The sequence below is a fragment of the Microbacterium sp. 05T445 genome, from assembly GCF_056395865.1.
Genome location: NZ_JBFTKJ010000002.1, coordinates 802646 through 828513, shown reverse-complemented (window position 1 = coordinate 828513; position 25868 = coordinate 802646). Strand labels below are relative to the sequence as shown.

The 25868-nt window shown below is 70.7% G+C and carries 26 protein-coding genes; 5 read left to right on the top strand and 21 right to left on the bottom strand.

The window, feature by feature from the left end; all coding sequences use genetic code 11:
* Positions 1-43: 43 nt before the first annotated feature.
* A complete protein-coding gene (locus AC1DDU_RS13350; protein ID WP_477434858.1) occupies positions 44-862 on the bottom strand; it encodes a large exoprotein in 819 nt (272 codons plus the stop codon).
* 178 nt (positions 863-1040) lie between these two features.
* Here AC1DDU_RS13350 and AC1DDU_RS13345 point away from each other — a divergent pair, with 178 nt between their 5' ends.
* Positions 1041-1511, top strand: a complete 471-nt coding sequence (locus AC1DDU_RS13345; protein ID WP_477434856.1) for a DUF4282 domain-containing protein — start codon at positions 1041-1043, stop codon at positions 1509-1511.
* Between the two features lie 20 nt (positions 1512-1531).
* Here AC1DDU_RS13345 and AC1DDU_RS13340 read toward each other — a convergent pair whose 3' ends face one another.
* The 13 genes from AC1DDU_RS13340 to prmC all read right to left on the bottom strand — a co-directional run bounded on the left by AC1DDU_RS13340 (position 1532) and on the right by prmC (position 12743).
* On the bottom strand, positions 1532-2281 hold the full coding sequence (locus AC1DDU_RS13340; protein WP_477434854.1) for a YaaA family protein: 750 nt from the start codon (positions 2279-2281) through the stop codon (positions 1532-1534).
* Between the two features lie 68 nt (positions 2282-2349).
* A complete protein-coding gene (locus AC1DDU_RS13335; RefSeq protein ID WP_378811590.1) occupies positions 2350-2610 on the bottom strand; it encodes a F0F1 ATP synthase subunit epsilon in 261 nt (86 codons plus the stop codon).
* Positions 2611-2612: 2 nt separating this feature from the next.
* On the bottom strand, positions 2613-4061 hold the full coding sequence (atpD, locus tag AC1DDU_RS13330; RefSeq protein WP_477434852.1) for a F0F1 ATP synthase subunit beta: 1449 nt from the start codon (positions 4059-4061) through the stop codon (positions 2613-2615).
* 36 nt (positions 4062-4097) lie between these two features.
* Positions 4098-4994 (bottom strand): F0F1 ATP synthase subunit gamma, encoded by an 897-nt coding sequence (locus AC1DDU_RS13325; protein WP_477434850.1) that lies wholly within the window; start codon positions 4992-4994, stop codon positions 4098-4100.
* 20 nt (positions 4995-5014) lie between these two features.
* Positions 5015-6652: a F0F1 ATP synthase subunit alpha gene (gene atpA, locus AC1DDU_RS13320; protein ID WP_477434848.1), complete on the bottom strand. Its 1638-nt coding sequence runs from the start codon at positions 6650-6652 to the stop codon at positions 5015-5017.
* 60 nt (positions 6653-6712) lie between these two features.
* Positions 6713-7504, bottom strand: coding sequence for a F0F1 ATP synthase subunit delta (locus tag AC1DDU_RS13315; RefSeq protein WP_477434846.1), 792 nt, complete (start codon positions 7502-7504; stop codon positions 6713-6715).
* A complete protein-coding gene (locus tag AC1DDU_RS13310) occupies positions 7504-8058 on the bottom strand; it encodes a F0F1 ATP synthase subunit B (protein ID WP_477434844.1) in 555 nt (184 codons plus the stop codon). Before AC1DDU_RS13310 ends, AC1DDU_RS13315 begins: the two co-directional genes overlap by 1 nt.
* Positions 8059-8088: 30 nt before the next feature.
* Positions 8089-8322, bottom strand: a complete 234-nt coding sequence (atpE, locus tag AC1DDU_RS13305) for an ATP synthase F0 subunit C (RefSeq protein WP_477434842.1) — start codon at positions 8320-8322, stop codon at positions 8089-8091.
* Between the two features lie 46 nt (positions 8323-8368).
* Positions 8369-9130: a F0F1 ATP synthase subunit A gene (gene atpB / locus AC1DDU_RS13300; RefSeq protein WP_477434840.1), complete on the bottom strand. Its 762-nt coding sequence runs from the start codon at positions 9128-9130 to the stop codon at positions 8369-8371.
* Between the two features lie 201 nt (positions 9131-9331).
* Positions 9332-9817: a hypothetical protein gene (locus tag AC1DDU_RS13295; protein ID WP_477434838.1), complete on the bottom strand. Its 486-nt coding sequence runs from the start codon at positions 9815-9817 to the stop codon at positions 9332-9334.
* Positions 9814-11013, bottom strand: a complete 1200-nt coding sequence (locus tag AC1DDU_RS13290) for an MraY family glycosyltransferase (RefSeq protein WP_477434836.1) — start codon at positions 11011-11013, stop codon at positions 9814-9816. The genes AC1DDU_RS13295 and AC1DDU_RS13290 overlap by 4 nt, the downstream gene beginning before the upstream one ends.
* Positions 11010-11804 (bottom strand): L-threonylcarbamoyladenylate synthase, encoded by a 795-nt coding sequence (locus AC1DDU_RS13285; RefSeq protein ID WP_477434834.1) that lies wholly within the window; start codon positions 11802-11804, stop codon positions 11010-11012. Before AC1DDU_RS13285 ends, AC1DDU_RS13290 begins: the two co-directional genes overlap by 4 nt.
* Positions 11805-11864: 60 nt before the next feature.
* Positions 11865-12743 carry a peptide chain release factor N(5)-glutamine methyltransferase gene (prmC, locus tag AC1DDU_RS13280; protein ID WP_477434832.1) on the bottom strand — a complete coding sequence of 293 codons (879 nt, stop codon included), beginning with the start codon at positions 12741-12743 and terminating at the stop codon, positions 11865-11867.
* 170 nt (positions 12744-12913) lie between these two features.
* Between prmC and cysK (AC1DDU_RS13275) the strand changes: the two genes are divergently transcribed.
* The 3 genes from cysK (AC1DDU_RS13275) (at position 12914) to epsC (ending at position 15481) form a co-directional block, all read left to right on the top strand.
* Entirely contained in the window at positions 12914-13852 is a 939-nt protein-coding gene (gene cysK, locus AC1DDU_RS13275; protein WP_477434830.1) for a cysteine synthase A, read from the top strand.
* Positions 13853-13946: 94 nt separating this feature from the next.
* Positions 13947-14900, top strand: coding sequence for a cysteine synthase A (gene cysK, locus AC1DDU_RS13270; protein ID WP_477434828.1), 954 nt, complete (start codon positions 13947-13949; stop codon positions 14898-14900).
* Entirely contained in the window at positions 14897-15481 is a 585-nt protein-coding gene (gene epsC / locus AC1DDU_RS13265) for a serine O-acetyltransferase EpsC (protein WP_477434826.1), read from the top strand. The genes cysK (AC1DDU_RS13270) and epsC overlap by 4 nt, the downstream gene beginning before the upstream one ends.
* A 64-nt stretch (positions 15482-15545) precedes the next feature.
* Here the strand turns inward: epsC and AC1DDU_RS13260 are convergent, their stop codons facing one another.
* Entirely contained in the window at positions 15546-16331 is a 786-nt protein-coding gene (locus AC1DDU_RS13260; RefSeq protein ID WP_477434824.1) for an SDR family NAD(P)-dependent oxidoreductase, read from the bottom strand.
* A 124-nt stretch (positions 16332-16455) separates the two neighbouring features.
* Between AC1DDU_RS13260 and AC1DDU_RS13255 the strand changes: the two genes are divergently transcribed.
* Positions 16456-17055 carry a TetR/AcrR family transcriptional regulator gene (locus tag AC1DDU_RS13255; protein ID WP_477434822.1) on the top strand — a complete coding sequence of 200 codons (600 nt, stop codon included), beginning with the start codon at positions 16456-16458 and terminating at the stop codon, positions 17053-17055.
* A 31-nt stretch (positions 17056-17086) separates the two neighbouring features.
* Here the strand turns inward: AC1DDU_RS13255 and AC1DDU_RS13250 are convergent, their stop codons facing one another.
* From AC1DDU_RS13250 to thrC, 6 genes are all read right to left on the bottom strand, one after another.
* On the bottom strand, positions 17087-19891 hold the full coding sequence (locus AC1DDU_RS13250; RefSeq protein WP_477434820.1) for an ATP-binding protein: 2805 nt from the start codon (positions 19889-19891) through the stop codon (positions 17087-17089).
* A gap of 62 nt (positions 19892-19953) precedes the next feature.
* Positions 19954-20352 (bottom strand): hypothetical protein, encoded by a 399-nt coding sequence (locus AC1DDU_RS13245; RefSeq protein ID WP_477434818.1) that lies wholly within the window; start codon positions 20350-20352, stop codon positions 19954-19956.
* 53 nt (positions 20353-20405) lie between these two features.
* The gene (gene prfA / locus AC1DDU_RS13240; protein WP_477434817.1) at positions 20406-21488 is read right to left on the bottom strand and encodes a peptide chain release factor 1; all 1083 of its coding nucleotides are present in this window, start codon (positions 21486-21488) and stop codon (positions 20406-20408) included.
* 6 nt (positions 21489-21494) lie between these two features.
* Positions 21495-23609, bottom strand: coding sequence for a transcription termination factor Rho (gene rho / locus AC1DDU_RS13235; RefSeq protein WP_477434815.1), 2115 nt, complete (start codon positions 23607-23609; stop codon positions 21495-21497).
* A 201-nt stretch (positions 23610-23810) separates the two neighbouring features.
* The gene (gene thrB, locus AC1DDU_RS13230) at positions 23811-24758 is read right to left on the bottom strand and encodes a homoserine kinase (RefSeq protein WP_477434813.1); all 948 of its coding nucleotides are present in this window, start codon (positions 24756-24758) and stop codon (positions 23811-23813) included.
* Complete coding sequence (gene thrC, locus AC1DDU_RS13225; RefSeq protein WP_477434811.1) at positions 24755-25843, bottom strand: threonine synthase; 1089 nt, start codon at positions 25841-25843, stop codon at positions 24755-24757. The genes thrB and thrC overlap by 4 nt, the downstream gene beginning before the upstream one ends.
* Positions 25844-25868: the final 25 nt, after the last annotated feature.

Here is a 25868-nt window from a genome sequence, read left to right as displayed (position 1 = left end):
CGCGACAGCCCCCCGCCGCGGGGCGAGGGGCTGTCGTGGCGTGCTACGGCCGGGGCTCTTCCGGTGCCGGCGGCTCGGCGGCCGGCGGCTCGGCGGCAGGCGGCGTCGCGGCCGGCGGCGTCGCGGCCGGCGGCGCCGGCGGTGTCACCGGCGGCTCGGCGGCGGGCGGCGTCGCGGCCGGCGGGGTCACCGGAGGCTGCGGAGCGGCCGCAGGCGGCACGGGAGCAGCAGGCGGCGCGGGCGGAGCCGAGTAGCCGGCGGGAGGCGCAGGCGGAGGGGCGTATCCGGCCGGGGGCTGGTAGCCCGCGGGGGCGCCGTAGCCGGGAGTGGTGGCAGGGTTGGCCGGGTATCCGCCGGCCGGCACCTGGCTGGGAACGCCCGCCCACACGGTCTTGTCGGCGAGGAAGTTGCCGGCCCACGGGGCGGCCGGGATCGCGGTGTTCCAGCGCGAGCGGTCGAAGGCGTTGATGCCGAGCCAGACGATCGCGAGGAAGAAGTAGAGGATGAGCCAGACGGCTTCCTTCTGCAGCTTCAGACCGACGCGCCAGGCGGCGGCCAGCGAATACAGGAACGCGGCGAGGCCGATGAGCCAGCCGATGACGGGGACCCAGCCGAGCACGGCCACGCCACCCCACAGCACGAGCAGCCACCACGGGTTGAGGTCGCCGAGCTTGACGAAGATCAGCGTGTTGTACACCGGGACCCACGCGCGCCAGCGGCCCTGCACTCCGGCCTTGTCGAACACCTTCATCAGGAACCACGAGCCGATGACGTAGCCGGCGATGGCGAGAAGGAAGAAGAAGGGTGCGAGCACGAGCCAGGCGATGAGCGCCCCAGCACCGCCGCCGTCGTTGTAGTCCATGTGCGACCTCCGAGAGAGTCGATCCGGGCGCATGCGGACGCGCCCACGGAGCCCCTGCTCCGCTCGTCACATGCTAGCGACGCTCTCAGCTTCCTGTCAGCATTGACGCCGGATTGGGGGGATGGCCCCCTCGGGCGCCGGTGGATAGCCTGAGCACAACCTCGACCGAAAGGCCGCCATGACCGATCAGACCCCGCCCGCCTTCACTCCCCCACCGGTACCCGCGCAGCCGGCGGCGGAGGCAGCCCGCGCCCCGCTCGGCGCATCGGCCGCCGACCCGGACGACACCGGCGTCCCCACCGTCGAGGGCGAGATCTCCGCCGTCGGCAAGGGGTTCTTCGCCGCGCTGTTCGACCTGTCGTTCCGCACCTTCATCACGCGTCGCCTCGCGAGCGTCTTCTACCTCGTCGGCCTGATCGCGATCGGGATCGGGTTCATCGTGTACTTCGTCGGGGGCATCCTCAGCGGCATCTCGGTGCTGTGGTTCAACCCCGGAGCCGGCATCAGCGCGTTGGTGGCGACGATCATCATCGTGCCGGTACTGACGTTCCTCGCGATCATCCTGCTGCGGTTCGTGATCGAGGCCGTCGTCGCGCTGATCGCCATCGCCGAGAACACCGAGCGCACCGCCCAGCACACCAAGCGCTGAACGCGCCGGGGATGCCGCGCTCAGGCGAAGAGCTCGAGCTCCCCGGCCGCGGACTCGCGCACGCGCAGGCCCGCGGCATCCGCCCATCGCACGAAGCCCGCCGCTGAGCCGATGCGCGGGCGGTCCTCGGCGAGCCGGCGCACGAGCGCACCCTTGGCGTGCTTGTTGAAGTGATTGAGCGCCCGCACGGCACCGTCCGAGCCCTCGCTCACGACGCGCACGTAGCGCGAGGCCGCCCCCGATGGGACGGGCCCGAGCGCGACGTACGCCTCCGAGCGCAGGTCGAGCACGAAGCGCGGCTCGCGCGACGCGAATGCGCCGGTGGCGGCATCCGCCCACAGCCGCCGCAGCGGCGGCACCCCGGGAAGGGACGTGCCGGCGCCCAGCCGGTACGCGGGGATCGCATCCAGCGCCGCCACCGGGCCGAACGGCGCGGAGTGGACGAGCACGTGCGCGCCGAGCCAGCGGCGCGCGACGGCGGGGAGGGACGCCGCGTCCAGCGCGTCGTAGAGCACGCCGGTGTAGCGGTCGATCGCGGCCATCGTCGGAGCCTCGGGCAGCGCCGCGTTCACGGCGACCTCGGCGCGCTGCTTCGGGCCGAGCTTCAGCACGCGGGCGGCGGCGTCCTCGTCGGCGGACAGCGCCACCAGGGCTTCGACGACCTGCCGACGCTGCGGGGCGAGCTCGGGCAGGGCGAGGCCGGCGACGTCCAGCGGCGCACCGCCCCCGCCGGCGCGCTTCGTCTCCGACGGCGGCAGAAGGATCAGCATGGCACTCCGGTGGGATAAACGACTCGGCCGGCCCCGCGAGGGACCGGCCGAGTGCGAATGGTGGTGGATCAGGAGATCAGCGCGGCGTTGCCGGCCACGATCGTGAGGTCGTCGCCCTCCATCGACAGGAACCCGTCCTGCGCGTTGGCGATGATCTTCGTGCCGGAGGTCTCGGTGATGCGCACCTGACCCTCGGCGAGGATCGCGAGCACCGGCTCGTGACCGGTCATGAAGCCGATCTCGCCCTCGACGGTCTTGGCGACGACGAGCGACGCCTCTCCCGACCAGACCTCCGCGTCCGCGGAGACGAGACTCACGTTGAGCGGCATGATCAGCCGTTCTCCTTCTGAATGCGCGCCCACGCCTCTTCGACGTCGGAGATGCCGCCGACGTTGAAGAACGCCTGCTCGGCGACGTGGTCGAAGTCACCCTTGACGATGGCGTCGAACGACTCGATGGTCTCCTTGATCGGAACCGTCGAGCCCTCGACACCGGTGAACTTCTTCGCCATGTAGGTGTTCTGCGAGAGGAACTGCTGGATGCGGCGCGCGCGGGCGACGACGATCTTGTCCTCTTCAGAGAGCTCGTCGACACCGAGGATCGCGATGATCTCCTGCAGCTCCTTGTTCTTCTGCAGGATCTGCTTCACGGCGGTGGCCACGCGGTAGTGGTCCTCACCGATGTAGCGCGGGTCCAGGATGCGGCTGGTCGACGTGAGCGGGTCGATGGCCGGGTACAGACCCTTCGACGCGATCTCACGCGAGAGCTCGGTGGTGGCGTCGAGGTGCGCGAACGTCGTCGCCGGCGCCGGGTCGGTGTAGTCGTCGGCGGGGACGTAGATCGCCTGGAGCGAGGTGATCGAGTGACCGCGCGTCGAGGTGATGCGCTCCTGCAGCACACCCATCTCGTCGGCGAGGTTCGGCTGGTAGCCCACCGCGGAGGGCATGCGGCCGAGCAGCGTCGAGACCTCGGAACCGGCCTGCGTGAAGCGGAAGATGTTGTCGATGAACAGCAGCACGTCCTGCTTCTGCACGTCGCGGAAGTACTCCGCCATCGTCAGGGCCGAGAGGGCCACGCGAAGACGCGTCCCCGGCGGCTCGTCCATCTGGCCGAAGACGAGGGCGGTCTTGTCGAAGACGCCCGCCTCCTCCATCTCGCCGATGAGGTCGTTGCCCTCACGGGTGCGCTCGCCGACACCGGCGAACACCGACACACCACCGTGGTCCTGCGCGACGCGCTGGATCATCTCCTGGATGAGGACCGTCTTGCCGACGCCCGCACCACCGAAGAGGCCGATCTTTCCACCCTGCACGTACGGGGTGAGCAGGTCGATGCTCTTGATGCCGGTCTCGAACATCTCGGTCTTCGACTCGAGCTGGTCGAACGACGGCGCCTGGCGGTGGATGCCCCAGCGCTCGGTGATCTCGACGGTCTCGCCCGGAGCGGCGTTCAGGATGTCACCCGTGACGTTGAACACCTTGCCCTTGGTGACGTCGCCGACGGGGACCGTGATCGGGCCGTGGGTGTCGCGCACCTCCTGGCCGCGGACCATGCCGTCGGTCGGCTTGAGCGAGATGGCGCGGACGAGGTCGTCACCGAGGTGCTGAGCGACCTCGAGCGTGATCTCGGTCGACTCGTCGCCGATCGTGATCGTCGTCTTCAGCGCGTTGTAGATGTCGGGGATCGAGTCGTGCGGGAACTCGATGTCGACGACGGGGCCGGTGACGCGGGCGACGCGCCCGACGACCGCCGTCTCGGTCTTGTCAGCGGTGAGGCTCATGGCTTCTTCTCTTTCGTGTGGTCTGGGTGCGCAGCATCACTTGCCGGACGACAGGGCGTCGGCGCCGCCCACGATCTCGGCGATCTGCTGCGTGATCTCGGCCTGACGCGCGTTGTTGCGCAGGCGCGTGTAGTCGGTGATGAGCTTGTCGGCGTTGTCGCTGGCGGACTTCATCGCCTTCTGGGTCGCGGCGTGCTTGGCGGCCGACGACTGCAGCAGGGCGTTGAAGACGCGGCTCTGGATGTACACCGGCAGGAGCGCGTCGAGCACGGTCTCGGCGTCCGGCTCGAACTCGTACAGCGGGTACACCTGCGCCGACGCGTCCTCCTCGGCCTCCACGACCTCCAGCGGAAGCAGGCGCACCGTCTCGGGCGTCTGCGTCATCATGCTGACGAAGCGGTTGTAGACGAGGTGGATCTCGTCGACGCCGTTCTCCTCGCCGCCGCGGTCGTACGCGTCCAGCAGCGTGGCCGCGATCTCTTCGGCGGTCGTGAAGTGCGGCGTGTCGGTGTCACCCGTCCACTCCGCGGCGGCCTCCATGCGGCGGAACTGGAAGTAGCCCACCGCCTTGCGACCGACCAGGTAGAACACCGGCTCGCGGCCCTCCTGGCGCAGCAGCTGCGCGAGCTCGAGGCCCTCGCGGAGGATCTGCGAGTTGAACGCGCCCGCGAGACCGCGGTCGGACGAGAAGATCACGACCGCGGAGCGGCGGATCGTCTCGCGTTCGACGGTCAGCGGGTGATCGATGTTCGAGTGCGTCGCCACGGCGGAGACGGCTCGCGTCACGGCCCGCGCGAAGGGCGACGACGCGCGCACACGCGCCATCGCCTTCTGGATGCGCGAAGCCGCGATGAGTTCCATCGCCTTCGTGATCTTCTTGGTCGTCTGAGCAGAGCTGATCTTCTGCTTGTAGACCCTGAGTTGTGCGCCCATGGTGTTGTCCCAGGCCCGCCTTAGCGGCGGCCCTTGACGATCTTCTCCTGGTTCACGTCGTCGGCCTCGGCGGCTGCGACCTCTTCGTGGCCGGGCTTGGCGATCGCCTGGCCCTTGCCCGCCTGGAACTCGAGGATGAACTCGTCGGTCTTCTTCGCCAGCTCGGCCACCGTGTCGTCGTCCAGGACGTTCGTGTCGCGGAGCGTGTCGAGGATGGTGGTGTTGCGACGCAGGTAGTCCAGCAGCTCGCGCTCGAACGCCAGCACGTCCTCGACCTCGATCGAGTCCAGCTTGCCGTTGGTGCCGGCCCAGATCGAGACGACCTGCTCCTCCACCGGGTACGGCGAGTACTGCGGCTGCTTGAGCAGCTCGGTCAGGCGCGCACCGCGGGCGAGCTGGCGACGCGAGGCCGCGTCGAGGTCCGAGGCGAACATCGCGAACGCCTCGAGCGAGCGGTACTGGGCCAGCTCGAGCTTGAGCGTGCCGGAGACCTTCTTGATCGACTTGACCTGGGCGTCACCGCCGACGCGCGAGACCGAGATGCCCACGTCGACCGCGGGACGCTGGTTGGCGTTGAACAGGTCGGACTGCAGGAAGATCTGGCCGTCGGTGATCGAGATCACGTTGGTCGGGATGTAGGCCGAGACGTCGTTGGCCTTGGTCTCGATGATCGGCAGACCCGTCATCGAGCCCGCGCCGAGCTCGTCCGAGAGCTTCGCGCAGCGCTCGAGCAGACGCGAGTGCAGGTAGAAGACGTCGCCGGGGTACGCCTCGCGGCCCGGCGGACGGCGCAGCAGCAGCGACACGGCGCGGTAGGCCTCGGCCTGCTTCGACAGGTCGTCGAAGATGATGAGGACGTGCTTGCCCTCGTACATCCAGTGCTGGCCGATGGCCGAACCGGTGTACGGCGCGAGGTACTTGAAGCCGGCGGGGTCGGATGCCGGGGCGGCGACGATGGTGGTGTACTCCAGCGCGCCGGCGTCCTCGAGCGCGCCCTTCACGGCCGCGATCGTCGAGCCCTTCTGGCCGATGGCGACGTAGATGCAGCGCACCTGCTTGTTGACGTCGCCCGACTCCCAGTTGGCCTTCTGGTTGATGATCGTGTCGATCGCGATGGCCGTCTTGCCGGTCTGGCGGTCGCCGATGATGAGCTGGCGCTGGCCGCGACCGACGGGGATCATGGCGTCGATGGCCTTGATGCCGGTCTGCAGCGGCTCGTGCACCGACTTGCGCTGCATGACGCCGGGCGCCTGCAGCTCGAGGGCGCGGCGGCCGACGGTGGCGATCTCGCCGAGTCCGTCGATCGGGTTGCCGAGCGGGTCGACCACGCGGCCGAGGTAGCCGTCGCCGACGGCGACCGACAGCACCTCACCCGTGCGGGTGACCTGCTTGCCGGCTTCGACGCCCGCGAAGTCGCCGAGCACGACGACACCGATCTCGTGCTCGTCCAGGTTGAGGGCGAGGCCCTGCGTGCCGTCCTCGAACGTCACCAGCTCGTTCGCCATGACACCGGGCAGGCCCTCGACGTGGGCGATGCCGTCCGCGGCGTCGACGACGGTGCCGACCTCGGTCGCCGCAGCGCCCGTGGGCTCGTAAGCGGCGACGAAGTCCTTCAGCGCGTCACGGATGACGTCGGGGCTGATAGAGAGATCTGCCATTGTTTTCCTTCGTTCATGGGGCCTCGGCCCCGAAATCTCCGCGGAGGCGGGAAGTCTGTGTCAGCCGGCGAGCCGCTGACGGAGGTCGGCCAGACGCGACGACACGCTGGCGTCGATCACGTCGTCTGCGATCTGCACGCGCATGCCGCCCACGACGGTCGGGTCGACGATGGTGTTCAGCGACACCTTCGTGCCGTACCGCTTGGTCAGCGCTGCGGTGAGCCGCTCGCTCTGCGCCGCGCTCAGCGGTGCCGCGGCGACGACCGTCGCGACGGCGCGGCCGCGCTGGTCGGCGACGACCTTCGTGGCGCGCGACAGCAGCTGACGCACGCGGCGCTCACGAGGCTGCTGGATGAGGGATGCCGCGATCAGCGTCGTCCCCGCGCTCGCGCGCCCCTTCAGCAGCTTCTCGACGAGCTCGCCCTTCGCGGCGGCGTCGCCCAGGCGGCTGCCCAGCGCGAGCTCCAGCTCGGGGTTGTCGGCGACCGCGCGCGAGAAGCCGAACAGCTCGGCCTCCACGTCGGCGTCCGTCTCGGCGATCGCCACGGCACGCACCGCGAGGTCCTCGATGCCGTCGACCAGGTCGTCGGACGAGGACCAGCGCTGCGCGACGGCCGTGGCCAGCAGCGAAGCCGTCGTGGGCTTCACGGCCGCGCCGAACACGTCGGCGACGACCTTGCGGCGGGCCTCGGTCGGCGCGGCGGAGTCGGCGAGCGCGCCGCTCAGCTGCGACGAGTCGCCCACGGCGCGCGCGACGGCGAACAGCTCGCCGGCGACGTCGAGGTCGACGCCCGACGCGGCGCTGAGCGCCGCCGTCGTCGCCGCCAGGGCCTGAGTGGTCGCGCTGCCCATTACGCCTTGGCCCCTTCGGACTCTTCGAGCTCGGCGAGGAAGCGGTCGACGACGGCCTGAGCCTTCTTGTCGTCGGACAGGGTCTCACCGATGACGCCGCCCGCGAGGTCGAGGGCGAGCGTGCCCACCTCGCTGCGCAGCGACACGAGTGCGCTCTGGCGCTCGGCCTCGATCTGCGCGTGCGCGGTCGAGGTCAGGCGAGCGGCCTCCGCCGAAGCGGTGTCCTTCGCCTCGGCGACGATCTTCTTGCCGTCCTCACGGGCGGCGTCGCGGATCTCACCGGCCTCCTTGCGCGCGTCTGCGAGCTGGGCGGTGTACTCCTCGAGGGCGGCCTCGGCCTTGCGCTGGGCCTCGTCGGCCTTCGCGATGTTGCCCTCGATAGCAGCCGAGCGCTCGTCGAGCAGCGTCTTCATCTTGGGAAGGGCGACCTTCCAGAAGATGACGAGGATGACGATGAAGCAGACCGACGACCAGATGATGTCGTACCAGGCGGGGATGAGGGGGTTGTGAGTCGTCCCCTCCTCCGCCGCGTACGCGACAAGAGCGTTCAGCATCCTGTCTCCTTAGGACTGTGGATCGGCGATTTACTGGAAGATGAAGTAGGTCGCGATGCCGATGAAGGCGAGCGCCTCGGTGAAGGCGATACCGATCCACATGAGCACCTGCAGGCGACCGGCGAGCTCGGGCTGGCGAGCGACGCCCTCGATCGTCTTGCCGACGACGATGCCCACGCCGATGGCCGGGCCGATGGCGGCGAGGCCGTAGCCCATCGTCGCGACGTTGCCTTCGACAGCTGCGAGAACCGTAGTTGCGTCCACGGGGGTGTTTCCTTTCGGTTGTGGGCGGCTGTCAAGCCGTCCCGTATCAGTGCTCTTCGGCGACCGCGAGCTGGATGTAGACCGCGGTGAGGAGAGCGAAGACGTACGCCTGGAGGACCGCCACCAGGATTTCGAACAGGGTGAAGACGAAGCCGAACGCGAGGCTGCCCGCGCCGAGGAGGCTCCACCAGCCGCCCATCTCGAAGATGAAGAACTGCGTGGCGGCGAAGAACAGCACCAGCAGCAGGTGGCCGACCATCATGTTCATCAGAAGTCGGAGGGTGAGCGTCACCGGCCGGATGATGAACGTCGAGATGAGCTCGATCGGCGTCACGATGATGTAGATCGGCCACGGCACGCCCGAGGGGAAGAGCGAGTTCTTGAAGAAGTTCTTCGGGCTCTTCTTGATGCCGGCGTAGATGAACGTCACGTAGCTCACGATCGCGAGCGTCAGCGGCACGGCGACGATGCTCGTTCCCGCGATGTTCAGGAACGGGATGATGCCCGTCAGGTTCATGAACAGGATCATGAAGAACATCGTCGTGAGGATCGGCAGGAAGCGCTGGGCGTCCTTCTTGCCGAGCAGGTCCTCGCCGATGTTGACGCGGACGAAGTCCAGGCCCATCTCGGTGAGGCTCTGGAACCGGCCGGGGACGACGCGCATGCGGCGCGTGCCGAGCCAGAAGATGACGATGACGGCGAGCGTCGCGAGGAACTGGATCAGGTGGATCCGGGTGACCGGGATCACTCCGAACGCATTGAAGAGGACCTCGGGGAAGAACTCGTCGATGGACGGACCGTGGAACACGGGCGGTTCATCCGTGGCAAAGGGGGCGATCAGGGTCGCAGCATGAATAGACAGCGCTGGCTCCAGCTTCGGGGCACCGGTGTAAAACCGTTGCGACGATGGTCGGTGAGCGTCACTCCGCAGGCGCTCACAAGGCGAGCGGGCGGGCGCTCGTCCAGCCTATCAAACTTGTGAGGTGGCTGAATCCGCCCGCAGGCGGAATCAGGAGGCTTCGGACGCTTCGTCCGTTCGCTCCCCCGCTTCCGGATCCGTCGGCAGTTCGACGTCCACGACCGGCACCCGCATGCGCAGCAGCACGATGACGTCGATCACGAGCGATGCGAGCACGCTCGCCACCAGCGCGAGGAAGAAGACCGGCCCCACGATCCAGGGCTGATCGCGTAGTACGAACAGCGCGACGAGGAAGACGACGAACTTCAGCAGCCATCCGCCCAGCACGATCCCGAAGAAGATCGGGACGTACAGCGCGTCGCCGAACCAGCGGTTGGCGATGAGGATGCTGGCCGCGGTGATCCCGAGGAACAGCGCTGCGATGAGGACGCCCGCCAGGGCGCTCCACAGGCCGTCGAGGCCGGCGACGAGGAAGCCGACGAGGCCGCCGACGATCAGTAGGCCGGCGGTGACCGCTCCCGACCACACCAGGACGGTGCGCAGGATCGGGGTGCTGGATACGGGACTGGGGCTCATCGGGCGTCCTCCTGTGCGGGCGCGGGATCGGGCTCGGAAGCGGTACGGGATGCGGCGGCGCGTTCGGCGAGCCGGCGGCGAGAGGGCATCAGCGTCACGACGAGGCACGCGGCGATGCCCACCGCGCCGTAGACGACGCCGAAGAGGTAGTCGCCCGGCCACTCGAGGGTCGTGCCGATGTACATCAGCAGCACCGACAGGCTCACCAGGGCGGTCCAGGCGTAGAAGATGAGCACGGCGTCGCGGTCGGAGTGCCCCATGTCGAGCATGCGGTGGTGCAGATGCTTGCGGTCGGGTGAGAACGGCGACTTGCCCCTGCTCATGCGGCGGACGACGGCCAGGCCGAAGTCCAGGAGCGGCAGCAGCACCACCACGACCGGCAGCAGGATCGGGATGAACGCACCGAGCAGCTGCGAGCGGCCGAACGAGTCGTTGTCGGCGAACATGGCGGGATTGAAGTTGCCGGTGAGCGAGATCGCGGAGCAGGCCATGAGCAGACCGAGCATGAGGGCGCCGGCATCCCCCATGAACAGCTTCGCCGGGCTCCAGTTCAGCGGCAGGAATCCGATGCACGCGCCGATCAGGACGGCGGCGATGAACGACGCGAGCGTGAAGAAGGTGCTCTGGCCGGTGTCGCGCACCACCATGTAGGAGTAGGCGAAGAACACGCCGTTGGCGATGAGGCAGACCCCCGCGACCAGGCCGTCCAGGCCGTCGATGAAGTTGACCGCGTTCATCACGACGACGATCGAGAACACGGTGAGGGTGAAGCTCACCCAGCTCGAGAAGATCGCCATGCCGCCCACGGGCAGCGTGTAGATCTGCAACTGTCCGAACCAGGCGATCACACCGGCCGCGAGGAACTGCGCGCCGAGCTTGATCATCCAGTCGAGGTCCCACAGGTCGTCCAGCACGCCGATCACCACGATGAGCGCGGTGGCGCCCAGGAGCGCGTAGATCTGCTGCGGGTGTGCCCACACGATCGAGAAGTACGGATGCTGCGACGAGACGGCGAACGCCGTCAGCACGCCGAGGAACATGGCTACGCCGCCCAATCGCGGCGTGGGCGTCTTGTGCACGTCCCGCTCGCGGATGCCCGGGTACAGCTTGTACTTCAGGCTCAGCCGCCACACGACCCAGGACAGGACGAACGTGACTGCCGCGGTCAGCAGGATGGTGAAGACGTACTGCTTCACGAGTCGCCGGGTTCGGGCTGCGCGTCCGCGTCGGGACCCGCCACCGAGACGTCCGCGGTCTCGTCCGCGGTGGCAACCGGCTCGGCGTCGGCCGCCGGCTCGGTGTCGGCCGCCGGCTCGGTGCCGGGATCCGGCTCGAGCAGGTCGCCCAGCACCTCGCGCAGCTGCTCGCGGCTGACGGCGCCCTCGCGCAGCACGCGCACCAGCGGCTCCTCACCGCCGACGAGGCTCGTCGCGTCGATGATCGTCGACGGGATGCCGGTCTTGGACGGGCCGTCGCCGAGGTACACCGAGACGCTGTCCTTCAGCATCCCCTGCGCGTCCTCGGCGGTGATGCCCGCCGCCATGCCGGTGAGGTTCGCACTGGAGACCGCCAGCGGGCCGGTCTCCTCGAGGAGCTCGAGGGCGATGCGGTGCGCGGGCATGCGCACCGCGACGGTGCCGCGGGTCTCGCCGAGATCCCACGACAGCGACGGCTGCGCGGGCAGCACGATCGTGAGTCCGCCCGGCCAGTACGCCTCGACGAGACGCTCGATGGGCTCCGGCACCTCGGCGACCAGCGCACGCAGCGTCGTGAGGCCTGCGACGAGGACCGGCGGCGGCGACTGGCGCCCGCGGCCCTTCGCGGCGAGCAGGCGCGCGACCGCCTGGTGGTCGAAGGCGTCGGCGGCCACGCCGTACACGGTGTCGGTGGGGATGACGACGAGCTCGCCGCGGCCGATGGCCTGGCGCGCCTGACGCATGCCGGTGAGCAGCTGCGCCTCGTCACGGCAGTCGAAGATGGGGGACATGTCGCCCGACAGTCTAGTTGCGCAGCCCTGGGCTTTCGCGGCGAGGACCGGGACGCCCCCTCAGGGCCGCAGCGCCGTGGTGGCGCGATCGCGCATCGTGAGGTCGGGATGGGTCGCGGCGGCGCGCCAGCCGTCGGCGGTGAGGATGCCGCGGATCGCCTCCCCCTGCCACTCCCCGTGCTCGATCACGATCGTGCCGCCGGGGTGCGCCAGCCGCAGGCCCACCTTGCTGAGCACCCGCACCACGTCCAGGCCGTCCTCTCCCCCGTACAGCGCGGCCGCCGGATCGAAGAAGCGCACCTCGGGGTCGCGCGGGATGGCGGCATCCGGAACATACGGAGGGTTGGACGCCACCACCGAGACCGTGCCGTCCAGCTCGGGGAAGGCGTGCGCCAGGTCGATGAACGCCAGACGGGCGTTGTCGGCGCCGACGGCGGCGAAGTTCTCCTTCGTCCACACGAACGCGTCGACCGAGTTCTCGGCGGCGAACACCTGCGCGTGCGGCACCTCGGTCGCCATGGCCAGCGCGATCGCGCCGCTGCCGGTGCCGAGATCCACGGCGATCGGAGAAGCGGATGCCGCGGCCCGGAGCGCGTCGATGGCCAGCTGTGCCACGACCTCGGTCTCGGGGCGGGGCACGAAGACGCCGGGACCGACGCGCAGCTCGAGGTGACGGAAGGGCGCCGTGCCCGTGATGTGCTGCAGCGGCTCGCGCGTGGCGCGGCGGGCCACGAGCTCGTCGAGCCGGACCGCGTCGGCGGCGGAAAGACGGTCGCCGCGGATCGCGGCGGCCTGGACTCCCCCGCGCTCGGCGCCCAGGACGAATCCGGCGAGCAGCTCGGCATCGACGGCGGGGTCGGCGATGCCCGCCTCGGCCAGGCGCGCGGCGGCGCGACCCAGGGCCTGGGACAGCGGAGGGGAATCGTCGGAAGGAGCCATGACCGCATCAACTCTAGGCCCGGCGGACGAGTGCCCCGGACGCAGCGAGGAGCGAGGAGGCGGGCAAGAGTACCCGCGCACCACCAGGCGTTCGTCACAGTAGGACTCACAGAAAACGGCTCGCCCTAGGCTGTTGCTCGATCCGTCGTGAACCCCGCGAAAGGCCCGACATGTCCGGCATCCACTCCGATATCACCGCTGCTTTCGGCAACACCCCGCTGGTCCGCCTCAACCGCGTGACGGACGGCGCCGGCGCCGAGGTCTACGCCAAGCTCGAGTTCTACAACCCCGGCTCGTCGGTCAAGGACCGTCTGGGCATCGCGATCGTCGACGCCGCAGAGGCGTCCGGTGCGCTCCAGCCCGGCGGGACCATCGTCGAGGGCACGAGCGGCAACACCGGCATCGCGCTGGCCCTGGTCGGCGCCGCGCGCGGCTACAAGGTCATCCTGACGATGCCGTCCTCGATGTCGGTCGAGCGCCGCCTGCTGCTGAAGGCCTTCGGCGCCGAGCTCGTCCTCACCGATCCCGCCGGCGGCATGAAGAACGCCGTCGCCGAGGCCGAGCGCATCGCGGCCGAGACGCCCGGAGCGATCCTGGCCAAGCAGTTCGAGAACGAGGCGAACCGCCTCATCCACCGCAAGACCACGGCCGAGGAGATCTGGCGCGACACCGAGGGCGACGTCGACATCTTCGTCGCCGGCGTCGGCACCGGCGGCACCATCACGGGCGTCGGCCAGGTGCTCAAGGAGCGCAAGCCCGACGTCAAGGTGGTCGCCGTCGAGCCGGCCGCCTCGCCGCTACTGTCGACGGGCACGCCCGGCCCCGCGAAGATCCAGGGCATCGGCCCGAACTTCGTGCCGCCGATCCTCGACACCACGGTGTACGACGAGGTGGTCACCGTCGAGTTCGAGGACGCCATCGCGACCTCGCGCGACCTCGCGGCGAAGGAGGGCATCCTCGTGGGCATCTCCAGCGGCGCCGCCGTCTGGGCAGCCCTGCAGGTCGCCGCGCGGCCCGAGAACGCCGGCAAGAAGATCGTCGTGGTCACCCCCGACACGGGAGAGCGCTACCTCTCGACAGCGCTCTTCGAGGATCTGCGCGAAGATTGACCCACACCACGGCGCGCCGGCTTCCCCGACCCGTTCGGGAGCCGGCGCGCCGTCTTCGCACCGACCGCAGAACGTCGCATCCAGGGAGCACCACGTGCCCGGCATCCATTCCGACATCACCACCGCCTTCGGCCAGACACCGCTGGTGCGTCTGAACGCCCTCACCGAGGGACTGGACGCCGAGGTGCTCGTCAAGCTCGAGTTCTACAACCCCGGCTCGTCGGTCAAGGACCGCCTGGGCTTCGCGCTCGTCGAAGCGGCCGAGGCGGCCGGCGAGCTGAAGCCGGGCGGCACGATCGTCGAGTCCACCAGCGGCAACACCGGCATCTCGCTGGCGCTGATCGGCGCGGCGCGCGGCTACCGCGTGATCCTCACGATGCCCGCCTCGATGTCGAAGGAGCGCCGCACGCTGCTGAAGGCCTACGGTGCCGAGCTCGTGCTCACCGACCCGTACAAGGGCATGACCGAGGCCGTCGAGACCGCCCAGCGCATCGCGGCCGAGACTCCGGGCGCCGTGCTCGCGCGGCAGTTCGAGCACGAGGCGAACGCCGCCATCCACCGCAGGACCACCGCCGAAGAGATCTGGCGCGACACCGACGGCCGCGTCGACGTCTTCGTCGCCGGGTCGGGCACGGGCGGCACGATCACCGGCGTCGGCCAGGTGCTCAAGCAGCGCAATCCCGACGTCAAGGTCGTGCTCGTCGAGCCGAAGGACTCCCCCGTGCTCACCGAGGGCCGGGCCGGCGGCCACCGCATCCAGGGCATCGGCCCCAACTTCGTGCCCGCCGTGCTCGACCGCTCGGTCGTCGACGAGGTCTTCGACGCGGAGTTCGACGACGCGATCCGCGTCGCACGCGACCTCGCCACCCGCGAGGGCATCCTCGCCGGCATGTCGGCCGGAGCGGCCGTGTCGGCGGCGCTCGAGGTCGCCGCCCGCCCCGAGTCCGCCGGAAAGCGGATCGTGGTGATCGTGCCCGACTCCGGCGAGCGGTACCTGTCGACCGCGCTGTACGAGCACCTGCGCGACCCGCAGGAGGGCACGAAGTGACAGACGAGCGCATCGGCTTCTTCGCGCGCCTTCGTGAGGACGTCGCGGCGGCGAAGCTGCGTGACCCCGCCGCCCGCAGCGGCGTCGAGATCGCGCTGCTGTACCCGGGACTGCACGCCATCTGGGCGCACCGGGTGTGGCACGCGCTGTGGACGCGCGACCTCCGCTTCGTCGCACGTGCCGGGTCGCAGATCACCCGTTGGCTCACCGGCATCGAGATCCACCCGGGCGCGACGATCGGCCGGCGCTTCTTCATCGACCACGGCATGGGCGTGGTGATCGGCGAGACGGCCGAGGTCGGCGACGACGTCATGCTCTACCACGGCGTCACGCTGGGCGGTCGTCAGCGCGAGGGCGGCAAGCGCCACCCCACCGTCGAGGACGGCGTCGCCGTCGGCGCGGGCGCGAAGATCCTCGGCCCGATCACGATCGGCGCGGGCTCCGTCGTCGGTGCGAACGCGGTGGTCACCAGGGACGCGCCTGCCGACAGCGTGCTGGTCGGTGTGCCCGCCAAGCCGCGCGCGCGGCGCGTGGGAGAGGACACGCGGGCGCTGCTGAGCACGCCCGAGTACTTCATCTGAACGATGACGAAGAGGGGGACGGATGCCGCGGCATCCGTCCCCCTCTGCTCTTCGTGCGGCGCGCTCAGAAGTGCGTGCCGCCGTCGATGCGCACCTCGGTGCCGGTGATGAAACTGCCGTCGTCGCTGGCGAGCATCGCCACGACCGACGCGACGGTCTCGGGACCGGCGAAGCCCTGGCCGAGCGCGGGCTGCAGCTTCATGAACAGCATCATGTCGGCGTCGTCGGGGAGCCCGGGGCCCTGGCTCTGCTGGGACTGGCCGGAGCCGTCGGTCATGCCCGACGAGATGGATCCGGGCTGTACGGCCGTGAAGCGGATGCCCTGCTTCGCGTACTCGGCGGCCAGCGCGTGGGTCATGGACTGCACGCCGCCCTTGCTGGCGGCGTAGGCCGCCATGTACGGGTGCGCGAACATCGCGGAGGTGGAGCTGAAGTTCACCACCGCGGCGCCGTCGCCCTCGAGCAGCGCCGGGATCGCCTCGCGGATCACCAGGAACGTGCCGACGAGGTTCACGCGCAGCACGGTCTCGAAGGCCTCGAGCGAGGTCTCGTGCGTGTGCGACGAGCGCAGGATGCCGGCGGCGTTGACGAGTGCGTCGAGCCCGCCGAGCTGCGCGACCGCCGCGGCCACTCCCGCCTTCACCGACGCCTCGTCGGAGATGTTCATGACGACCGTGGCGAGGCGGTCGGCGTCCGCACCGGCCTTGGCGACGGTGTCGGCCAGGCCCGCCTCGCTGACGTCGGCGGCGACCACGCGGCCGCCCTCGGCGAGCATGCGCAGCACGGTCGCCTGTCCGATGCCCGATCCACCGCCGGTGACGAGCACGCGGCGTCCTTCATAGCGATTCATCGCTCTCCCTCTCTGGTCCCGGGTGCGGGTGCGTCCGGCGTTCTTCAAAACGCCATACACGATACGCCTAGATGGCACACTGTGCCACTAACGCAGATCGCGCACGGATGACTACGCTCGAAGGGTGGACGACAGGGCACCCACTCTGACCGAACGCCGCAAGGCCGCGACGCAGCTCGACATCGCGCGCGCGGCGGCGCGACTGTTCACCGAGCACGGCGCGCAAGGCACCACGACCGAGGCGATCGCGGCCTCGGCCGGCGTCGCGCTGCGCACGTTCTACCGCTACTTCCGCAGCAAGGAGGATGCGGTCGCTCCCCTGCTCACCGTCGGCGCCGACGCATGGCGCGCGCACCTCGCGGGCGCCCCCGACGGAGCGCCGCTGCGCGAATCCGTGGCCGAGGCGATCCGCTCCACCCTCACCGACGCCGAGGAGGACGACGCGTTCCCGTACACACGGGGGCTGCTGCGCGCGGCATCCGACGATCCCGACCTCGCCGGCGTCTGGTACCGCGTGAACCGCGAATCGGAGCAGCAGCTGCTGCCCACCCTCGCCCGGCTCGCGCCGGAGGCCGACGATCTCTCACTGCGACTCGTGGCCGCCGCGGCGACCGACGCGATCCGCATCGCGCTCGAGACGTGGGCCGCCGGCGACGACGAACGCGCGCCGGTCGACCTCGCCGTGCGCTGCTTCCGCGCGCTCTCCGGTTCCGACCCCGTCTGACGCCCGCATCAGGAGTTGAGCGGATGCCGCGTCACGCGGCGCTGCGGCGATGGATGGCGGCCGCCGCCGTGCGCGAGGGCGCATCCAGCTTGCGCAGGATCGCCGACACGTGCACCGAGACCGTCTTGACGCTGATGTACAGGCGTGCGGCGATCTGCCCGTTGCTCAGCCCCTCGGCCACGAGTTCGAGCACCTGCTCCTCGCGGGCGGTGAGCGCCGAGCGCGACGGGTCGGCGGCCAGTCCGGCATCCGTCATCACCGCGCGGGCTCGTGCCGCCAGCCCGTCGGCACCGATCGCATCGGCCGCACGCTCCGCCGCGGTGAGCACCTCGCGCGCTGCGCCCCGGTCGCCCGCGGCGAGCACCTCCTCGCCGAGCCGGACCTGCGCGTAGGCCCGCACGTACGCCGGTCCGGCGGCGTCGGCCACCGCCGCCCAGGATCCTTCGCCGAGCTCGGCGGCGAACACCGCGGCCCACAGCGGCGTGACCGGCCATTCGCCCCACCGGCCGACGACCTCGCGGTACGGCTCGATGTCGGCTTCCTCCCCCTGCTCACGCAGCATCGCCGCCGCGCGGGCGGCGATCGACGTCAGCGCCAGTGCGAGCGAGGCCGAGCCGGGCGAGTCGAGGGCCAGCGCGGCGTGGGTGAGGGCCTCGCGCGCATCGCCGCGCGCCAGGGCGAGCAGACCGAGGTCGTACGCCACGCCGAGCCGCGTCTGGAACTCGTACGCGCCGAACGTGTCCAGTTCGAGGCGCGCGATCCGCAGCGCGGCCTCCGCGTCGTCGATGTGCCCGCGCCAGATCGCCAGGCACACCAGCCGCTCCCGCAGGAACGCGGAGTACAGCCCCGGCTCGATCAGCGGCACCAGCGCCGAACCGAGCTCGTCGGCCCGCTGCAACTGCCCCGCGTACATCAGGGCTTCGATCATGTTCGATTCGATGAGCACGAGCGGACCGCGGTCGGCGACGTGCGCGCTGCCGTACTCGATGCCCTCGCGCGCGACCGCGACGGCGTCGTCGTAGCGGGCGACGAGCATGAGCGCGTTGGAGTAGTTGATGAAGTACCGCATCATCGCCCGGACGTAGCCCTCCGCGTACGGGCGCGCCTGCACGAACAGCTCCGCCCCTGCGGGGTCCTCGCCGCTGGCGGCGCACGTCGCGGCGATGAGCAGCGCCTGCGCGACGAGCTCCCCCGCGACCGGGTCGCCGTCGGCCGCGGCGGGCTCGGCCAGCGCCTTGGCCGCCATCGCGAGCTCCCGCCCGGCGCGCTGCCGGTCGTTCAGCATGTGCACGCGCGCGGCATTGGCCATCAGGCCCGCCCGCTGCACGACGTGACGCGGATCGTCGCCGAGGATCTCCAGCGCCCGCTCGATGGTCGCGACGCCGTCCGACACTCCGGCGTGGAACTCGCTCGTCGCGAGCTCCCCGAGCATCGTGGCCCTGCCCGCCGGGTCGTCCTGCGGCCACGTCTCGGCGGCCTCCCGCGCGAAGGCGAGCGCCCGCTCCTGCCGGTTGGCCGACACCAGCGCCGCCGCCGTCCGGCGCAGCACCTCGACCCGCGGGGTGCCGCTGACGGTCTCGGGGTCCGCAACGGCATCCCACAGCTCCAGCGCCCGCTCGCCCGCCTCGGCGGCCGTCGACCAGGCCGACGCCGTACTCGCGCCCCGCTGCGCGGCCACCGCGGCTGCCAGTGCCCGATCGGGTACGTGGGCCGCGCGCCAGTGGTGCGCGATGTCGGCGAGCACACGCGGGGTCGCCGCCGCGGACTCCAGCGCCGTCGCGTAGGCCGTGTGCAGGCGGGTGCGCTCGGTCGGCAGCAGCTCGGCGTAGACGGCCTCCTGCATGAGCGCGTGCCGGAACGCGTACGTGGCGTCGCGCACCACGACGATCTGGGCGTCGATCGCGGCGCGCGCCGCGGTCTCGAGGGCGTCCACGCCGCCGTCGAACACGGCGCACAGCACCGTGTGCGGCACCTCGACGCCACCGGTGGCCAGCACCCGTGCGAACCGCTGGGCATCGGCATCCAGCTGCTCGTAGCGCAGCAGCAGCACGTCGCGCAGCGAGATGGGCAGCCGCTCCCCCGAGAAGCTCGCGAGCTCCTCCACATAGAACGGGATGCCGTCGCTGCGCGCCGCGATGTCGAGCAGGACGCCGGCGGCCAGGGCCGTGCCGTGCACGCCGTTGGCGAGGGCGCCGACTTCGGCCGGCGTGAGCCGCGCCAGCGGGCGCTGGGTCAGCAGCCGACCTCGCTCGAGCTCGGTGAGCACGGGGCGCAGCGGATGCCCGCGCCCCACGTCGTCGGTGCGGTACGACAGCAGCAGGAACAGCGGTACCGCCGCGGCGCGACGCACCAGCCGCGACACGATCTCGAGCGTGGTGCCGTCGGCCCAGTGCAGGTCCTCGACGATGACGACCAGGCGCCGGCTCCGCGCCAGCTGCGAGAACAGCTCCACGACGACGTCGGCGAGCCGCTCGGCGTCGCCGGGTGCCGCGGCCAGCGCGGGGACGAGCACGCCGAGCGCATCCGCGCCGGGTCCTGCGGCCTCGCGGACGGCGTCGACCCCGACCGCGTCGACCAGGTCGCGCAGCAGATCGGTCACCGCCGTCAGCGGTGCCGGGCCCGACCCCGAGTCCACGCACGAGCCGCGCACCACGACGGCGCCGTCGAGGCTCTCCGTGAAATCGCGCAGCAGCCGGGTCTTGCCCATGCCGGCGTCACCGGAGACCACGACGGCACGACCCGCGGGGCCGACGGCGGCGACCTCGTCGTGCAACGCTTCGAGGTCCGCCTGACGACCCACCAGCGGAACCCTGCCGACCTGCATATCGCCCATCATCCCACCCAGCCTGGCGCCTGAGGCGCCGCGTGCGGATCGGGAGGATTCCCTATCCTCGCGCGTCAGCCGTTGCGGTCCTGGACCTTGTTCTTGATGAACAGCGGCGGCAGCAGCCAGGTCGCGAGGGCCGTCACGAGCCACACGATGAGCGTGCCGATGATCCACGCGACGGCGCCGTCGATGCCGATGCCGGCCGCAGGGATCAGCACGGCGATGAGCAGCGCGACGAACGTCGACAGCAGGCCGATGCCGCCGATGAGGGCGTTGGCGTGGCGGCGCGTGATCTTCAGCAGCCACGGCGCCAGGATGCTCTGCAGCACCGCGAAGATCACCACGGCGAGCACGATCCCCCACCAGTCGTTCCAGTGCAGGTAGAAGCCCGGAAGGATCAGGTCGGCGACGATGAGGCCGAGCGCCGCCGACACGAGGAAGATCAGGGCGCGGATCAGGAGCGTGAGCACGCTCGAAGCCTAGCGGCGCGGCATCCCGTGATCGGTGCGCGTCCGGCCGTGTGTCACGCCGCGTCGCCGCCGAGGGCCGCCAGGCGTGCCTCCTCGTCGGCGGTGATCGCCGACTCGATGAGCGGCTCGAGCGCGCCGTCCATCACCTGGTCGAGGTTGTACGCCTTGTAGCCGGTGCGGTGGTCGGCGATCCGGTTCTCGGGGAAGTTGTAGGTGCGGATGCGCTCGGAGCGGTCCATGCCGCGGATCTGCGACCTGCGGGCGTCGGATGCCGCCGCCTCGAGTTCCTCCTGCTGCTTGGCGAGCAGGCGCGCACGCAGCACGCGCATGCCGGCCTCGCGGTTCTGCAGCTGCGACTTCTCGTTCTGCATCGACACCACGATGCCGGTGGGCACGTGGGTGATCCGCACCGCGGAGTCGGTGGTGTTGACCGACTGGCCGCCCGGTCCCGACGAGCGGAAGACGTCGATCTTCAGATCGTTCGGGTCGATGTGGATCTCTTCGGGCTCGTCGACCTCCGGGAACACCAGCACGCCGGTCGTGGAGGTGTGGATGCGCCCCTGCGACTCGGTCGCCGGCACACGCTGCACGCGGTGCACGCCGCCCTCGTACTTGAGGTGGGCCCAGACGCCCTGCGCCGGGTCCGACGAGGAGCCCTTGATCGCGACCTGGACGTCCTTGTAGCCGCCGAGGTCGGACTCGTTGCGCTCGAGGAGCTCGGTCTTCCAGCCCTTGGACGCCGCATACTGCAGGTACATGCGCAGCAGGTCGGCGGCGAACAGCGCCGACTCGGCACCGCCCTCGCCCTGCTTGATCTCCATGATCACGTCGCGCGCGTCGTCGGGGTCGCGCGGGATCAGCAGGCGGCGGAGCCGCTCCTGCGCCTGCGCGAGCCGCTCCTCGAGCTCAGGAACCTCATCGGCGAACGCGTCGTCCTCGCGGGCGAGCTCGCGCGCGGCATCCAGATCATCGGATGCCGCCACCCAGTCCTCGTGGGCCTTCACGATCCTCGACAGCTCGGCGTAGCGCCGGTTGACGCGCTTGGCGCGCGCCGCATCGGCGTGCACCGCGGGGTCCGAGAGTTCCTCCTGGACCGCGCGGTGCTCGTCGATCAGGCCCTGTACGGACTCGAACATCGAGGATCAGCGGATGCTGTTGTCGTGCGCGTGGCTGTGGCCACCGCCGTGCCCGTTCGCGGGCGCCGGGATCGACTTCTGCATCTGCACCAGGAACTCGACGTTCGACTGGGTCTCCTTGAGCTTGCCCAGCACGACCTCGAGGGCCTGCTGCGGGTCCAGGCCCGCCAGCGCACGGCGCAGCTTCCAGGTGATCTTGACCTCGTCGGCCGAGAGCAGCATCTCCTCACGGCGGGTGCTCGACGCGTTGACGTCGACGGCCGGGAAGATGCGCTTGTCGGCGAGCTGACGGCTCAGGCGCAGCTCGCTGTTGCCGGTGCCCTTGAACTCCTCGAAGATGACGTCGTCCATCTTGGAGCCGGTCTCCACGAGCGCGGTGGCGAGGATCGTGAGCGATCCGCCGTTCTCGATGTTGCGCGCGGCGCCGAAGAAGCGCTTCGGCGGGTACAGCGCCGACGCGTCGACGCCACCGGTGAGCACGCGGCCCGAGGTCGGCGCCGAGATGTTGTAGGCGCGACCGAGACGGGTGATCGAGTCCAGGAGCACGACGACGTCGCGGCCCAGCTCCACGAGGCGCTTGGCGCGCTCGATGGCGAGCTCGGCGACCGTGGTGTGGTCCTCGGCGGGACGGTCGAACGTCGAGGCGATGACCTCGCCCTTGACCGTGCGCTGCATGTCGGTGACCTCTTCGGGGCGCTCGTCGACGAGCACGACCATGAGGTGGACCTCGGGGTTGTTGATCGCGATGGCGTTGGCGATCTGCTGCAGCACGATCGTCTTGCCGGCCTTGGGGGGCGCGACGATGAGGCCGCGCTGACCCTTGCCGATCGGGGCGACGAGGTCGATGATGCGCTGCGTCAGCTTCTCGGGCGCGGTCTCCAGGCGCAGGCGCTCCTGCGGGTACAGCGGCGTGAGCTTGCCGAACTCGACACGCGTCGCGGCATCGTCGACCGACAGGCCGTTGACGGCGTCGACCTTGACCAGCGCGTTGTACTTCTGGCGGCTGGACTGCTCGCCCTCGCGCGGCTGCTTGATCGCGCCGACGACCGCGTCGCCCTTGCGCAGGTTGTACTTCTTGACCTGGCCGAGCGAGACGTAGACGTCGCTCGGGCCGGGCAGGTAGCCCGAGGTGCGGACGAACGCGTAGTTGTCGAGCACGTCGAGGATGCCGGCGATAGGGATGAGGACGTCGTCCTCGCCGATCTCGGTCTCGAACTCGTCACCGGCGGCCTGGGTGCCGCGGCGCTTGTTGCGCTGGCGGCCGCGACCGTTGCCCTGCGCGGGCTGCTCGTCGTCCGAGGCCTCGACCTTGGCGGGCTCGGCGGCCGGCTGCGCGTTCTGCGCCTGACCGCCCTGGGCGTTCTGCCCCTGCGCGGCCTGGCCCCCCTGGGCCGCGTTGCGGTTGCGGCTGCGGCTACGGCTGCGGCTGCGGCTGCGGCTGGGCGTTTCGGCGCCCTCGCCCTCGGCGGTCTCGCCCGACTCGGCGGGCGCATCTGCGGCCGGTGCGTCAGCGGCGGGCGCCTCGGTGGTGGCGTCGGATGCCGCCTGCTCGGTCTCGGCGGCGGCGTCGGCGGGTGCGGCCTCGGCCGGTGCGGCCTCGACGGCGGGCTCTTCGGCCGGAGCGGCCGGGGCCTCGACGGGCGCGGCGTCGGCGCTCTTGGCGCGACGCGGTGCGCGCTTGCGCGGCGCCTTCGCCGGCGCTGCAGGCGCCTCGGCGACGGCTTCTTCCGCCACGGCCTCGGCGACGACGGCCTCGACGACGGCCTCGTCGGCTGCGGCATCGGCAGCGACAGCCTCGGCCACCGCTTCTTCGGCCACGGCCTCGGCGATGACCGCCTCGGCGACGGCGTCGGCGGCCTGATCGTCGGCGGCGACCGCAGCTTCTGCGACCGCTTCCGCGACGACGGCCTCGACGACCGCCTCGGCCGCGACCTCGTCGGCCGCGGCGGCGTCGGCGACCGCCTCTTCGGCGTTCTCCTCTGCGGCGACGGCCTCGATGACGGCCTCCTGCGCCTCGGCGTCAGCCTCGGCCTGGACGGCGTCGACGTTCTCGGTGCCCTCGGGCGCTTCCGCGCGCTCGTCGGCCGGAACGTCGGCGTGGATCTCGGAGATGGACTCCACGAGTTCTCCCTTGTGAATACGAATGGGTTGTGCACGATCGCACGATGCATCCGGGGGCAGGAGCCCCGTCCGACCGGCTTGAGGGCCGGTCGAAACACCCGCCGACGGGGTGAAGGACCGCGAGGATGCGGAGCGGTCGTCGGCAGGTCAGAATGCCGTGCGGTGGTTTCGCAGATTTGCGACGGAGGCCAGATTCACGTCTTACGTGGAACCCTCCGCGTACTCCCTCACTGTACCACCCTTGAAGTCGACGGCGAGCATGAGCGCCTCCCACGGGGTGTCGGTCGCGGCCGCCGCGAGCGCGGCCGCTTCCAGCCGGCGACCGGGGCCGTCGGCGAGCACGAGCACGCTCGGACCCGCCCCCGACACAACGGCCGCGAAGCCCTCCGCACGCAGCCCACGCACGAGGCCATCGGTCTCGGGCATGGCGCTCGCACGGTAGTTCTGGTGCAGCTTGTCCTCAGTGGCCGCCTGCAGCAGTTCGGGGCTCTGAGTGAGCGCCGCGATCAGCAGCGCCGAGCGCGACACGTTGAACACGGCGTCCTCGCGCGGCACCTGCGTGGGCTGCAGGCTCCGCGCCAGCGAGGTCGACATCGTGAACTCGGGCACGAACACCAGCGGCGAGACGCCGCGGTGCACGAGCAGCTTCTTGTGCTGCGGGCCGCCCTCGTCGACCCACGCGATCGTGAGCCCGCCGAACAGCGCCGGCGCGACGTTGTCGGGGTGCCCCTCGAGTTCGGTGGCCAGGCGCAGCAGGGCGTCAGGTCCGAACTCGACATCGCCCTCGAGCAGACCCTTCGCGGCGAGCAGGCCCGACACGACCGCCGCGCCAGACGACCCGAGGCCGCGGCCGTGCGGTATCACGTTCTTCGCGTGGAGCCGGAGCCCCGGCATCCGCCGTCCGACCGACTCGTACGCGTACGCGATCGCCCGCACCACCAGGTGCGACGCGTCGCGCGGCACGTCCGCCGCGCCCGCGCCCTCGACCTCGATCTCGAGCTCGCCCTCGGGCAGCGCGGTGACGTCGAGCTCGTCGTAGACGCTCAGCGCGAGGCCGAGCGTGTCGAACCCCGGACCGAGGTTCGCGCTCGTCGCAGGAACCCGCACCACGACCCGACGGCCGGGTGCGGGGACGACGGCTGCGTTCACGCGGTCGCCGCCGCGGGCGTGAGCTCGAGAACGGACGCCACCTCCGACGTCGTCGCGTCGACCACGGTCGGCTCGACCTCGGAGCCGTCGGCGTTGCGCAGGGCCCAGTGCGGGTCCTTCAGCCCGTGCCCGGTGACCGTCAGCACGACGCGCGCGCCCTGGGGCACGACGCCGGCCTCGACGCGGTCGAGCAGGCCGGCGACGCTGATCGCCGACGCGGGCTCGACGAAGATGCCGACCTCGCCCGCGAGGAGCTTCTGCGCCGCGAGGATCCGGTCGTCGTCGATGGCGCCGAAGTAGCCGTCGGTCGCGGCCCGCGCCTCGAGCGCGAGGTCCCACGAGGCGGGGTTGCCGATGCGGATGGCGCTGGCGACCGTCTCCGGGTTCTTCACGACCTCGCCGCGCACGAGCGGTGCGGAGCCCTCGGCCTGGAAGCCGAACATACGGGGCACGCGGGTCGAGACGTTCGCCGCAGCCTCCTCGGTGTACCCGCGCGTGTAGGCGGTGTAGTTGCCCGCGTTGCCGACCGGGATGAAGTGGAAGTCGGGCGCGTCGCCGAGCTGCTCGACGATCTCGTACGCCGCGGTCTTCTGGCCGTCGATACGGTCGGGGTTGACCGAGTTGACCAGGTGCACGGGGTAGTTGTCGGCGAGCTCGCGGGCGATCTCGAGGCAGTCGTCGAAGTTGCCGCGGATCTGGATCAGTCGGCCGTTGTGCGCGACCGCCTGGCTGAGCTTGCCCATCGCGATCTTGCCCTCGGGCACCAGCACGGCGGCGGTGATGCCCGCGTGCGCGGCGTACGCCGCGGCGGAGGCCGACGTGTTGCCGGTCGATGCGCAGATGACGGCCTTCGCGCCGTGGTCGATCGCGCGGGACACCGCGACGGTCATGCCGCGGTCCTTGAACGACCCGGTCGGGTTCATGCCCTCGAACTTCACCCAGACGTCGGTGCCGGTGCGGCGCGACAGCGCCGGTGCCGGCAGCAGCGGCGTGCCGCCCTCGCCGAGGGTGACGACGGTCGAGGCAGCCGTGACACCCAGTCGATCTGCGTACTCGCGGAGGACTCCGCGCCAAACATGTGCCATCTCAGTCTCCTTCAGACCCTCGTTC

What these genes read in the sequence shown, in the direction of transcription:
- AC1DDU_RS13350 (WP_477434858.1), bottom strand. Translation starts at nt 862, where the DNA reads ATGGACTACAACGACGGCGGCGGTGCTGGGGCGCTCATCGCCTGGCTC.
- AC1DDU_RS13345 (WP_477434856.1), top strand. Translation starts at nt 1,041, where the DNA reads ATGACCGATCAGACCCCGCCCGCCTTCACTCCCCCACCGGTACCCGCG.
- AC1DDU_RS13340 (WP_477434854.1), bottom strand. Translation starts at nt 2,281, where the DNA reads ATGCTGATCCTTCTGCCGCCGTCGGAGACGAAGCGCGCCGGCGGGGGC.
- AC1DDU_RS13335 (WP_378811590.1), bottom strand. Translation starts at nt 2,610, where the DNA reads ATGCCGCTCAACGTGAGTCTCGTCTCCGCGGACGCGGAGGTCTGGTCG.
- atpD (WP_477434852.1), bottom strand. Translation starts at nt 4,061, where the DNA reads ATGAGCCTCACCGCTGACAAGACCGAGACGGCGGTCGTCGGGCGCGTC.
- AC1DDU_RS13325 (WP_477434850.1), bottom strand. Translation starts at nt 4,994, where the DNA reads ATGGGCGCACAACTCAGGGTCTACAAGCAGAAGATCAGCTCTGCTCAG.
- atpA (WP_477434848.1), bottom strand. Translation starts at nt 6,652, where the DNA reads ATGGCAGATCTCTCTATCAGCCCCGACGTCATCCGTGACGCGCTGAAG.
- AC1DDU_RS13315 (WP_477434846.1), bottom strand. Translation starts at nt 7,504, where the DNA reads ATGGGCAGCGCGACCACTCAGGCCCTGGCGGCGACGACGGCGGCGCTC.
- AC1DDU_RS13310 (WP_477434844.1), bottom strand. Translation starts at nt 8,058, where the DNA reads ATGCTGAACGCTCTTGTCGCGTACGCGGCGGAGGAGGGGACGACTCAC.
- AC1DDU_RS13295 (WP_477434838.1), bottom strand. Translation starts at nt 9,817, where the DNA reads ATGAGCCCCAGTCCCGTATCCAGCACCCCGATCCTGCGCACCGTCCTG.
- AC1DDU_RS13285 (WP_477434834.1), bottom strand. Translation starts at nt 11,804, where the DNA reads ATGTCCCCCATCTTCGACTGCCGTGACGAGGCGCAGCTGCTCACCGGC.
- prmC (WP_477434832.1), bottom strand. Translation starts at nt 12,743, where the DNA reads ATGGCTCCTTCCGACGATTCCCCTCCGCTGTCCCAGGCCCTGGGTCGC.
- cysK (WP_477434830.1), top strand. Translation starts at nt 12,914, where the DNA reads ATGTCCGGCATCCACTCCGATATCACCGCTGCTTTCGGCAACACCCCG.
- AC1DDU_RS13260 (WP_477434824.1), bottom strand. Translation starts at nt 16,331, where the DNA reads ATGAATCGCTATGAAGGACGCCGCGTGCTCGTCACCGGCGGTGGATCG.
- AC1DDU_RS13250 (WP_477434820.1), bottom strand. Translation starts at nt 19,891, where the DNA reads ATGATGGGCGATATGCAGGTCGGCAGGGTTCCGCTGGTGGGTCGTCAG.
- prfA (WP_477434817.1), bottom strand. Translation starts at nt 21,488, where the DNA reads ATGTTCGAGTCCGTACAGGGCCTGATCGACGAGCACCGCGCGGTCCAG.
- thrC (WP_477434811.1), bottom strand. Translation starts at nt 25,843, where the DNA reads ATGGCACATGTTTGGCGCGGAGTCCTCCGCGAGTACGCAGATCGACTG.